The following is an 11,667-nucleotide window of genomic DNA, read 5'->3' on the forward strand; positions in this document are numbered from 1 at the left end:
CTGCCTCCACTGGCCAGCTGCACTTGCAGGTGTCCGGGGTGCTGGGTGCTCAGCACGGGGAGAGGGCCCATTCACCGCCTTCCGTAACGAGGCGGCAGCCTCAGCCTTCGGTACGCCACGGCTGGTCGGAAGGGGTCCACTCGCTCAGCTCAGAGGGCTGGAACCACAGGCCGATCTCAAAGGCTGCCGTTTCCGGGGCATCGGAGCCATGGATCACATTGCGGCCGATGTTCACCGCCAGGTCACCGCGGATGGTGCCGGGCTCAGCCTCGAGGGGCTTGGTGGCACCAATCAGCTTGCGGGCGCTGGCGATCACGCCATCGCCTTCCCACACCATCGCCACCACAGGGCCGCTGGTGATGAACTCCACCAGGCCGGCGAAGAACGGGCGCTCACGGTGCACGCCGTAGTGGTTCTCTGCCAGCTCACGGCTGGGGGTGAGCTGCTTGAGGCCCACCAGCTTGAAACCCTTGCGCTCGAAGCGGCCGAGGATCTCGCCCACCAGGCCGCGCTGCACGCCATCGGGCTTGATGGCAACAAAGGTGCGTTCGGCAGCCATGAAGTCGGAAACATCGGATCGGGCCCATCGTCCGCGCCGGCCCTGCCGCTTGGCAAGCACACCGCTTCAGCCAACCGGTCCCGCGGCCGCCGCTCAGGGCTTCAGGTCCGCACTGCCTAGATTTCGCCTGCTGCTCCGTCGCCGTTTCCATGGTGCTCGCCCAACCCTCCCTCGCCGGCGAGCTGGCCATGGCGGCGTCCGGGTCTCCCACCTGGACCCCCGCCGACAGCGCCTCCCTTTACGGCCTCGACGGCTGGGGCGATCCCTACTTTTCGGTGAATGCCCGCGGCCATGTGCTGGTGCAGCCCCAGGGGGAGAGGGGCGGATCCCTGGATCTGGTCGAGCTGGTGCAGGGGCTGCAGGGCCGAAACCTGTCGCTGCCCCTGCTGATCCGCTTCGACGACATCCTCGAAGACCGGCTGGAGCGCCTCCATGCCGCCTTCGCCCGCGCCATCGCCCAGTACGGCTACGCCGGGCGTTACCAGGGCGTCTTCCCGGTGAAGTGCAACCAGCAACGCCATGTGGTGGAGCAGCTGGTGGAGAGCGGACGGCGCTGGCACTTCGGCCTGGAGGCCGGCAGCAAGGCCGAACTGCTGATTGCCCTGTCGCTGCTCGACGACCCCGAGGCCCTGCTGATCTGCAACGGCTACAAGGACCAGCGCTATATCGAGACGGCGATCCTGGCCCGGCGTCTCGGTCGCCAGCCGGTGGTGGTGATCGAGCAGGCCGATGAAGTGGAACGGATCATTCGCGCCAGCCAGGAGCTGGGGGCTGCTCCCTTCCTGGGCATCCGGGCCAAGCTCTCCACCCGCAGCACCGGCCGCTGGGGCAGTTCGGTGGGGGAGAAGGCCAAGTTCGGCCTGTCGATCCCGGATGTGCTGGCCACGGTGGAGGCCTTGCGCAAGGCCGACCTGCTGGGGGATCTGAAGCTGCTGCACTTCCACGTCGGCAGCCAGATCAACGACATCGCCGTCCTCAAGGACGCCCTGCAGGAAGCCGGGCAGATCTATCTGCAGCTGGTCCGACTGGGGGCACCAATGGGGTTCCTCGATGTGGGCGGCGGCCTCGGCATCGACTACGACGGCAGCCGCACCGCCACCGCCGCCTCCACCAACTACTCCCTGCAGAACTACGCCAACGACGTGGTGGCCACGGTGCGGGAGTGCTGCGAACCGCACGGGATTCCGCTCCCCACCCTGGTGAGCGAGAGCGGCCGCGCCATCGCCAGCCATTTCTCGGTGCTGGTGTTCGATGTGCTCGGCCGCAGCGGCGTGCCGGGAACCGTGCCGCCGCCGCAGGAGAACGAACCGCTGATCGTGCGCAACCTGCGCGACACCCTGGACGGCATCACGGGGATCGTGCAGGGCAGGGACAGCGAAGCCAAGGCTGAAGCCCCAGGCCTCGACACCACCGCCGCAACCACTGCTGAACCCGGGGACGTTCCCCCGCTGGAGCGGCTGCAGGAGGCCTGGAACGACGCGATCAAGTTCCGCGACGACGCTCTGGCCGCCTTCCGGCTCGGCTACCTCAGCCTGCCGGAGCGGGCCATGGCCGAACAGCTCAGCTGGGCCTGCGCCGAGGCCATCGCCGGGCAGCTGCCGGCCAGCGGGCCGATCCCCGATGATCTGCGCGCCCTGCGGGCGGCCCTGGCCAGCACCTACTACGCCAATCTCTCGGTGTTCCGCTCCGCTCCAGACACCTGGGCGATTGATCAGCTCTTCCCGGTGATGCCGATCCACCGGCTCGACGAACGGCCCGACCGGCTGGGCAGCTTCGCTGACCTCACCTGTGATTCAGACGGCAAGCTGGCCCGCTTCATCGACCGCGGCCAGGTGAAGCCCCTGTTGGAACTGCACGATCTGAATCCCGGTGAGCCCTACTGGATCGGCCTGTTCCTGGCGGGGGCCTACCAGGAGGTGATGGGGAACCTGCACAACCTGTTCGGCAGCACCGATGCCGTGCACATCCGCCTCGGGGCCGGCGGCGGCTACCGAGTCGACCATGTGGTGCGCGGCAACACCAACGCCGAGGTGCTCGAGGCGATGGAACACGACCCGGAGCTGCTGCTGGAGCGGCTCCGGGTGGCCAGCGAGGCGGCGATCGGCCGCGGCGACCTGCGGATCAGCGAAGTGCGCCGCCTGATGGATCACCTCGAAACCAGCCTGCGCCAGACCACCTACCTGCAGAGCTGACGGTGTCCAGCGCTAGCAACAGCCCAGGCAGGCCCGCAAGCCGCGTAGCTTTTCCCATCGGCCGCGCCAGCAGGGATCGGTGACCTGTCTGTACCGCAGCAGCGTGCAGCTCTTGCACTGGAGCAAGAGGCGACGCAACACCGCCACCATCGCAGGATTCAACATCTGGAGATGATTCAGTGAGCCGAAGATGATCCGCCCACCTGACAGCGCTGGCAGAGGGGAGGCTTCCGGCATCACTTCCGACGGACGAAAGACGAACTGATTATGTCAGCCGCACAGACGCTCCAGTCCGCTCTCCTTGTGAATGGCAATTTCCCCCTCGGGATCTAGCCCAGCCATCGGTGAGGCGGTAGTCGAGGCTCGACAGACCGGTGAGGAAGAAATAGCCGAGCCAGGCCTATGCTACGGGTATGGCCAACGGGATCGATCAGCCATTTTCAGGGACTTGATGATATCGGCGATTGCCATGAAGCGCGATAGCACCGACAGATCCTCCGCGGAGTCGCCGCCCGCCAGCACAGCATCGAGCCGTTCGATGGCTGAAGGATGGGTGGATATTGATGGGCTGCTCTTCAGGAGCTGCAGGAACCGTTCCAACACTGTCCAATGCAAGGCGATCTCCTGGATTGCCCAGCCTGTCCAGTCCTACCGATGGCGGCAGCATCGGACATAGGCGCCAGAATCGGGGCATTCCTCCTCTGAAAGATCGACGGCATGGGTCGCTGGAGTTTTGCCCTGCCGAGCCGTGATCGGATCCGCAGCCGCATCCTGACCCTGCTCAAGGGCATGGCCCCCTACGGCATGGCGGCCCTGCTGCTGCTGGGCCTGCAGCGCAGCCGGATCGCCGAAACCCTTGATCTCCTCCTCTACGACCTGGTCACCAGTCAACGCCCGGCGCCGGCTGGCAAGGATCTGCCGATCACCATGATCGGCCTGGATGAGTCCGACATCCAGGCCTACGGCTGGCCGATCGAGGATGGCCTGCTCTGCCGGGCCATCGAGCGGCTGGGGGAGGAGGGGGCGGTGGCGATCGGCCTGGATCTGTACCGCGACAAAGGCATGGGGCCGAACCAGGCCTGCCTGCGGCAGCTGGTGCAGAGCGAGCACCGTCTGGTCACGATCTTCAACGTGGCCGAGGGCATCGAGCCGATCCCCGGAGCTCCCCCCGAACGGCAGAGCTTCAACGATCTGGTGGTGGATGCCGATGGGGTGATGCGCCGCGATCTGGTCCACGTGGCCGGGCAGGATGAAGCCACCGTGTCCCTGGCCTTGCGGCTGGCGGAGGTGGCCAGCGGCAGCAAGACCCTGCGCGGCACTCTCGATCAGGGCTCGGCGCCTGGCCCCTGGCTGGAGAGCGAGTCCGGCGGATACCGCGGGCTCGATGCAGCGGGCTACCAGCAGATGCTGCCGTTCCGCCAACCGGGCAGCTTTCCCACCTGGAATCTGCAGGCCCTGCTGGCGGGCCAGGTGCCGGCGACGCAGATCCAGGGTCACATCGTGCTGATCGGCAGCACGGCGCCATCCCTGCGGGATCTGTTCGAGATTCCCCACACCCGCTTCACCAGTGGTGCCAAGCAGCTGCTGATGCCAGGCGTGGAGATCCATGCCCTGCGGGTGGCGGCCCTGCTGGAACGACAGAATGGCGATCTGCGGCTGCATGTCTGGACCTCTTCAGGCCAGCTGGACCTGGCCCTGGAACTGCTGGCCGTGGTGCTCGGGATCGGCCTCGGGGAGGCCTTCAGGACCCTGCGGCGCAGTGTGGTGGCGGTGGCTCTGGTGGGGCTGGGACTGGCCGGGGGGCTGGTGGCACTGCTTTGGCTTCAGCACGCCTGGATCGGTGCCGTCACCCCCCTGGCCGGCCTCTCTCTGATGGCCGGTGCCGGCTGGTTGCGCCGCGGCGCCGCCAGCCAGCAGCAACGCCAGCAGATTCAGCGGCTGCTGGGCCAGACCACCTCCCCGGCGGTGGCCAAGCAGCTCTGGGAGCAGCGAGAGGAGTTGCTGAGCGACGGACGCTTCGAGGGCCGCCAGCTGCCGGTCACGATTCTGTTCTCCGATACCTGCAGCTTCACCAGCGTGTCCGAGCAGCTCCAGCCAGCTGAACTGCTCAGCTGGCTGAACCGGGGGATGGCCTACTGCGTTCCGGCGATCACCAAACGGGGCGGCATGGTGAACAAGTTCACCGGCGACGGCTTCCTGGCCGTGTTCGGAGCACCGGTGAGCAACAGCCCCAGGGCCGATGCCCGTGCCGCGATCGAAACCGCCCTGGACATCCAGAACGGCCTGGACACCATCAACCAGGAGCTGGCCCGCGAAGGGGCCCCGGCGATGCACCTGCGCATCGGCATCCACTCCGGCGAAGTGCTGGCCGGTTCGATGGGCAGCAGTGAACGCCTGGAATATGCCGTGATCGGCGACACCGTGAACTGCGCCTCCCGGCTGGAGAGCATCGACAAAACCCGCCAGGACAACATCTGCCGGGTGCTGGTGTCATCGGCGACCCGGGCGCTACTGCCTGAAGACTGGGCCCTGGAGTGGGAGCACTGGGGCGAGCTGCAGGTGAAGGGCCGGCAGGAGCCACTCGACATCTGGGAGCTGCGCGGCGCAGCGCTCAGAGACAGCGCACCGGCAGCTCCGCCGGCCACTCCCCATTGACCACATCCGTCATCCCGAAGGCCTTGGCCACCTGGGCCCGCGGCACGGTGGAGCCACAGAACCTGCGCAGTTGCTGCAGGGCAGTCTGCAGGGGCTTGTCCTCCGGCGTGCTGTCGTTATCAGCCACCAGCAGGCTCACCGCTGGCGGAGATTCCGACTGGACGAAGGCCAGGGGATTATTGGCTGCGGTGGCACTGCCTTCCTCGCATTTGTAGGCCGATTCCCAAACGGTGGGCACTTTCAGTGCCGACACAGCGAGCAGGGTGACACCCGCAGGAGACGCCGGCAGCAGCCGTTCGACACCCGACGAGTGGGCGGCATCGCTGTTGAGCGGACGGAAGGAGAGGCGCACGGGACGCGGGTTGGCGGTCGGCCCTTCCAGCAGACCGATCTGGAGGGACGAGCCCGGCGCGAACACGCTGGTGGAGGGCACCAGGTTGGCCACCAGCCTGGAACTGCACTCGCCGCGAGTTCCTCCTCCGACGCGTCGTCCGGGGAACGTGGACCGCAGGGATGACTGGGCCAGTACCTCCGGCAGCTGGCTGGCAGCCACCAGTAACAGCAGGCCAGTTAGAAGGGCGTGGCGCTGCCGGATCAAAGGCCTGGAGGTGGATGGATTGCCTTCAGGGCGACCTGCCATGGATTCGAGCCTCTCTCATCCCCTCCACCCTGAAGCAAACATAGGGATTGTGGCCAGCCCCGCCCACAGGGCTTTGCAGAGAATATGGAGAAACTGATCGGTGTTGAGCCGGTACAGGCCGCGGCACTTGCCCAGGTCGATGAACGTGTGGATTCCCCATTCCGCCAGACCCAGCAGTGGCACGCCGGTGATCCAGGCCACCAGGAAGCCGTGGATGGCGGCATGGGCGGTGAGCCACCAGCGCCAGGAGAGCACCACATCGCAGCCTGGGCACTTCTCGACCGCCATGCGATCGCTCTGCAGCGCGAAATCCCCCACGAAATGCCCCATGGCGAGCATCAGAAACAGGTTGAAGGTCACGGCGGGATCATTCACAACCGCACGGCACAGGGGGAACATTCCCACCAGAATGCTCGCGGTTTGAGCGGATGGCCATGTCGGCCCTCGATCGCTTCGTCCTCACGATCGGGCTGGCGATCGCTCTGTTTGCCTTGGCAGCGATGGTGCGGCGGCGGCCACGCCTGCCCCCCCTGCCCCTGACTCTCCCCCTGATCGCTCTGGGGATCCAGGCCGTTGCCATCCTCCTGCCGGCTTCCCTGGTGGGGAGCAATCTGCTGGGGAGCGATCTGAACCGCTGGCTGCAGACGGCCGGTGTCCTCGCGGCGCTGTATGCCCTGATCCGCCTGGCGCTCTGGGGCTGTCTGCAAGTGCCGCCGGCCCTGGGCTGGTGGCCGCCCGTCCCGAAGATCCTGCGGGATCTGCTGTTGCTGCTCACGGCGGCGGCCGCCACCGTGCTGGTGCTACGTGACTACGCCGGCGTCAACCTGGTGGGCTTGATCACCACCTCGGCCGTGCTCACCGCCGTGGTGGGCCTGGCGGCGCAGGAAACCCTCAAGGACCTGTTCGCCGGCATCACCCTGCAGCTGGATCCGCCCTTCCGTGAAGGCGACTGGATCGACCTGGGCGAGGCGAAAGGCACGGTGGTGGGACTGACGCTGATGAACACCCACCTGATGGGTCTGGATCGGGCTCGGGTGGTCGTGCCGAACGACACGGTGTCCCAGGCGGTCCTGCGTCGCTACAAGGAGCGCGATCCGGTGGGCAACCGCTTCAGCCTCGGGCTGGATTACGGCCTGCCACCAGCCCAGGCGCAGCAGCTGATGCTGGAGGTGTTACAGGAGCACCCTCGGGTGCTGGCCGATCCTGCGCCGCGGATCTGGGTGGCGGAGTACGGCGACAGCGCCATCATGTACGAGCTGATGGTGTGGCATCTCGATGTTGGCAGACGCCTCGACGTGCGCAGCGACCTGCTCTCCCAGATCTGGTACGCGCTGAAGCGCGCCGGCCACAGCGTTCCCTATCCGGTCCGCGAACTGCGGCCCAAGCGGCCCGACCGGGGCACCCCTCCGGCGGAACCTCTGGATTCGGAAGCACGGATGGCGCTGCTGACTGAGCACACCCTCTTCAGCAGCCTGGACGCGGACCAACGGGAGCACCTGGCCCGGGAAAGCCACTGCCTGCGCTTCGGCCCAGGGGAAACCGTGGTGCGCGAAGGCGATCGTGGCGACACTCTTTTTAAGATCGTCTTCGGGTCTGTGGAGGTGCTCAAGTCGGATGGGAGTACCACCTGCCACCGGGTGGCGACGCTCGGGCCGGGCGATGTGTTCGGCGAGATGACCCTCTTCACCGATGCGCCCCGCAGCGCCTCGGTGCGAACCACCAGTGAAACCCTGCTGCTGGAGGTGGAACGGCGTGACCTCCAACCGCTGCTGGAGAAGGATTCGGTGCTTCTGGAGCGCATCGCCCGGATGGTGCAGGAGCGGCAGGCAGGCCTCGATCAGCTGATGCAGCAGTGCAACCGACCCACGGAAGTGAGTGTGCTGCAACGGATGCGGCAGCTGTTCGGCGTTCTGCGGGGCTGATGGCGAGCCAGGCGGCGCGGCGTCATTGGCGGCTATGCCCTGCTTCGGCATCGGCCGGCAACCACCTTGCACACACACCTGCAAGGGCTCGATCTGGGGTTGCACCTGCGACAGCCGACTGACCCTCAGATCATTCACATCGATATCCTGCAGAGCCGAGCGCACGATCACCTGCAGGATCCCCTCCCACAGCACTCGCACTTCGGCCCTCGCATGAATCCACCGGGGCTAGCTGTGCGAGGACTGGGCAGGCCAGCAGCAGGGCGATCCCCCATGGGCGGGAAGACGGGAAAAGGCGGGCCATGGCTGATCACCAAGGAGTGCCGAGCAACTGCATTCCACCCCAGAAGTAGGGATGCGTCACGCCATTCTCCACGCGTCGCTGTTGCGCTTGGCTCAGCCCGCTGAGCAGAGCCCGTCCGTCAGTGCCGATCACCGCATCCCCCTGAAGTCGCACCGCGCCGCTGGCGAACGCCTTGCGGGTCGCCTGCAGGGCCTCCGCCTTCGGCATCCCCGCATCGAGGTAGCGATAAAACTGCACGAAGAGGGCTGATGTGGCCACATCGTCCACGTACCAGAGGGTGCCGATCGCACTGCGGGAGCCCGCCTGCAAGGCCAGTCCGGCAAAGCCGAGTTCACTGTCCTTGTCTCCCAGGGCGGTGCGGCAGGCACTGAGGGTGAACAGGTCGAGCGGCTGTCCATCGCGCCGCTGGCGCAGGCTGGAGAATTCCGCCAGGCTCATTGGACCAACACCAGAGTAAAGCTGTGCCTTGGCGGGCCCGCCAGGCAGGAACTCGGCGTGGGTCGCCACATGAACCTGCTGGAAGGCCGGATCACCCGCCTTCTCTAGCAACAGCTCAGGCGTGAAAGCTGCATCCAGGAAAGCGCGTCCCGGGATCTCGAGTGCAAGCTGATCCAGCTCCTGAGGCACCAGCGGCAGCGGTGCCAGCCCGTCGAAACGGGACGCGCCGGTGCGCAGTTGACTCTTCTCCCCCGCCGGCGGTACATCCAGTGGCATCAAACCGATCGAGGGCGTCAGCGCAATGCCGATCCGTTCCGCCAGAAATTGCTGGCCATCGTGCAGGGCCGCAAATGGAACCGCCTGCAAGCCGGCATCCGCCGATAACAGAAGCGTCGTGAGCCCCAGAGCGTTGATGTCCTGTTCCATTGGTCGGATCAGAACGTCGTAGAGCTGGCGCGCGGGCGCCAAGGGATTGGCTAGGTCCATCGGACTCTGTTTGGCCAGTTGTCCGTACCACTGCCGCAGTCGCTCGCCAAACTGCCCTGTATCCACCATGACGCGGCGGCCCACCACTTCGCCCTCCGCCGGGACGAGCGTGATGTCGAGAAAGCCTTCTCCGTTGAGACTTCCAGCTGCGGCGTCGCTGCTGAAACTCATCCGCAGCGCTCCCAACTTGTATGGCGCGTAATTGGAGGCGCGCTGAACCCGCTGAAGCACACTTTGCACTTCCTCAGTTGTGAGGGGCGTGACACGGCGCCCTCCCGTTAGGGCGAGCTTCTCGGCAGTGTCATCGGAGGAGCGCTGTTCCCCCATCTGGAAAGCCTGAATTGCCTCGGCACTCGTCATCGGCAAGACCGCCAGTTGCAGGGGAGATCCCAGTCCATTGAGCAGATCGAGAGTGGAGGTCACTACATCCGCGGAGCGGAGAGCCTGCGCCTCCAGTAACGAACGGCTGAACGCATCCGTTTCCAGATCCGCCCGGGCCAGCCAGTCATCGCCCTCTAGATCGATTGACGTGAGATCTGCCTCCAGATCCACCTGAAACACGGTGTCGAAGGGGAGTGCCGCGAGCAATTCCTGAGTGACAGGCTCTCCGCTTGCCTGACCATCGTCAGGACGGAGGTCGAGGATCGACTCTGCCAGCAAGGCATCGCTGAGCACACCCGGCATCTCCGCAAGTTCGTCAGTGAAAAGGAAGGAACTCGTCTCCAGGGTGATTCGAATCGGTTGCTCCACAGTCACATCACCCCCTCCCCCCAGCGGCAATGGTGCTGATGCCTCCAGAGAGGGAATCACCTCCTCATCGGTGATGGGCGGCTGCTCAATCAGGGACTGAACGCTCAAGACCTGGTCCAGCAGTGACGACGAGACCGGCACTGGACTGGGGTTGGGCGATTGGCTCGACGCAGGTGTTGGCGTGGGGAGCGGAGTCGGCGTAGGACCCGGGGCTGGGATGGGCGTTGGCGAAGGTCCAGGCCCAGGAAGTGGCGTTGGCGTGGGGAGTGGGGTCGGCGTAGGACCCGGGGCTGGGATGGGCGTTGGCGAAGGTCCAGGCCCAGGAAGTGGCGTTGGCGTGGGGAGTGGGGTCGGCGTAGGACCCGGGGCTGGGATGGGGGTTGGCGTAGGTCCAGGCCCCGGAGTCGGAGTCGGAGTCGGTGTGCCACCGATGATCTGGATGGTGGCGTCGTTGAACAAGGTGGCAGGAGGTCGCGGGCCTGTCAGGAAGGCGCTGGAAGCCGTTGGACCAAGCTGAATTGTGACGCCGCCATCAATATTGAGAGCGTTCGTGTCCAAGGATCCGATTTGCACCAGGCCACCTGAAAGCCCAACGACGTTGAGGATGGTTCCGCGGCTGCCACCTCTGATGTCGATACTGGATCCATTGATCCGCAAGGAGCCGCCAATCGCGGGGGGATCAGCGATTAAGTTGGAACCAATAACTACCACATTACTTGGCAGTGAGCGTAAGCCAATGTCAATCGCTCCTCCGTTATTTTCTCCAGAAGTATTTATGTCGCTGTTTAGTATATCAATTGTCCTGCCATCCAGGCTTGTCAGGCCTCCATCGGCGGCGCCACTGGTATCCAGTAATGTGTTCTCCAAAAGCAAAGAGCCTGAATTGCTATTTAAAGCAATTGACCCTCCTGGGGACAGAATCTGACCCTGGGACAGGCTTAGTTCACCACTGGCCTGGTTAATGGCAACAGTGTCAAAGCCGCTGATCAGACCTCCTGATTGTGAGTAGCCATCTGTCACGTTTAGGGAGCCAGAGCCACTCACCGATCCCCCGAGAAGATTCAAGGTTGCAACCTGAAGACCAGAATCAGCAACAATGTCTCCCCCGGTATTCGTAATTAAGCTGATTGCTCCAGGGGTAGCCGCTGCCAGGCGCACGCTGCCAGAATTCAGCAATTCAGCGGTAGAGAAGGCTCCTCCCAGGAAGTTAAAGGAGGCACTTTCTGATATCTCTGTGGCTCCGGAAACGGCAAGTGATCCACCCTCCACTCTGAGTACGCCTCCAATATCCAGAGACTGCAACGACACGAAGCCAGCGCTGGAATCAAAAACAATCGATCCGCTGCCTTCTCCAATAAGCACTGAATCTACGTTGCCTAAGGTAGGAAGAGCATCCCAATTAGTAGATTCACTCCAAAGGCCACCTCCGCTGCCAAGCCAAGTCGATAGTGGGCGAGTTGTGATGCTTCCGTCTCCCTCGGCACTCGTATCGACGCTGTAATTATCAAGACTTGTTCCCTCTGACGCCTGATAGTTCTCTGCTGTCAACTCCGCCGACACACGGGTTGCCGCCAACACATCCTTGCTATTGAATTGACCCTCTGTCGGCAGGGACTGCAGGTTTCCTCCCTCCCCGTCTACAAAACCGGTCAGCTGGTAATCCTCGCTGGCCAGCTCTGCTGTTGTGGTGCCGTCATACTCCTTGCTCTGCGCACTCAGCG

At 64.7% G+C, this 11,667-nt stretch carries 8 protein-coding genes and 1 pseudogene; 3 read left to right on the forward strand and 6 right to left on the reverse strand.

Annotated elements, in window-relative coordinates; all coding sequences use genetic code 11:
- Positions 1 to 100: 100 nt before the first annotated feature.
- On the reverse strand, positions 101 to 559 hold the full coding sequence (gene ndk, locus VB777_RS08950; RefSeq protein WP_323248451.1) for a nucleoside-diphosphate kinase: 459 nt from the start codon (positions 557 to 559) through the stop codon (positions 101 to 103).
- A 188-nt stretch (positions 560 to 747) separates the two neighbouring features.
- Here ndk and speA point away from each other — a divergent pair, with 188 nt between their 5' ends.
- Positions 748 to 2,751, forward strand: a complete 2,004-nt coding sequence (gene speA / locus VB777_RS08955) for a biosynthetic arginine decarboxylase (protein ID WP_323248464.1) — start codon at positions 748 to 750, stop codon at positions 2,749 to 2,751.
- A gap of 405 nt (positions 2,752 to 3,156) precedes the next feature.
- Here speA and VB777_RS08960 read toward each other — a convergent pair whose 3' ends face one another.
- Positions 3,157 to 3,351, reverse strand: coding sequence for a hypothetical protein (locus VB777_RS08960; RefSeq protein ID WP_323248453.1), 195 nt, complete (start codon positions 3,349 to 3,351; stop codon positions 3,157 to 3,159).
- Positions 3,352 to 3,468: 117 nt separating this feature from the next.
- On the opposite strand from VB777_RS08960, the gene VB777_RS08965 reads away from it, so the two are divergent.
- Positions 3,469 to 5,406 (forward strand): CHASE2 domain-containing protein, encoded by a 1,938-nt coding sequence (locus VB777_RS08965; protein WP_322758195.1) that lies wholly within the window; start codon positions 3,469 to 3,471, stop codon positions 5,404 to 5,406.
- On the opposite strand, the gene VB777_RS08970 is transcribed toward VB777_RS08965, so the two are convergent.
- Together VB777_RS08970 and VB777_RS08975 are read right to left on the reverse strand one after the other, a co-directional pair.
- Positions 5,363 to 6,046 carry a hypothetical protein gene (locus tag VB777_RS08970; protein ID WP_197170921.1) on the reverse strand — a complete coding sequence of 228 codons (684 nt, stop codon included), beginning with the start codon at positions 6,044 to 6,046 and terminating at the stop codon, positions 5,363 to 5,365. The two genes, VB777_RS08965 and VB777_RS08970, sit on opposite strands and share 44 nt — an antisense overlap.
- A 15-nt stretch (positions 6,047 to 6,061) precedes the next feature.
- Complete coding sequence (locus VB777_RS08975) at positions 6,062 to 6,406, reverse strand: DUF3307 domain-containing protein (RefSeq protein ID WP_323248457.1); 345 nt, start codon at positions 6,404 to 6,406, stop codon at positions 6,062 to 6,064.
- 68 nt (positions 6,407 to 6,474) lie between these two features.
- Between VB777_RS08975 and VB777_RS08980 the strand changes: the two genes are divergently transcribed.
- Positions 6,475 to 7,968: a mechanosensitive ion channel family protein gene (locus VB777_RS08980; protein ID WP_323248459.1), complete on the forward strand. Its 1,494-nt coding sequence runs from the start codon at positions 6,475 to 6,477 to the stop codon at positions 7,966 to 7,968.
- Positions 7,969 to 8,278: 310 nt separating this feature from the next.
- On the opposite strand, the gene VB777_RS08985 is transcribed toward VB777_RS08980, so the two are convergent.
- Both VB777_RS08985 and VB777_RS17380 read right to left on the reverse strand, forming a co-directional pair.
- Entirely contained in the window at positions 8,279 to 10,054 is a 1,776-nt protein-coding gene (locus VB777_RS08985; RefSeq protein ID WP_323248462.1) for a CHAT domain-containing protein, read from the reverse strand.
- 1,386 nt (positions 10,055 to 11,440) lie between these two features.
- Positions 11,441 to 11,665 (reverse strand): annotated as a pseudogene (locus VB777_RS17380) (YDG domain-containing protein); the annotation flags it as partial.
- Positions 11,666 to 11,667: the final 2 nt, after the last annotated feature.

Origin of the sequence: Synechococcus sp. CCY9202 (assembly GCF_034931685.1) — a bacterium.
Lineage (GTDB): Bacteria > Cyanobacteriota > Cyanobacteriia > PCC-6307 > Cyanobiaceae > CBW1002.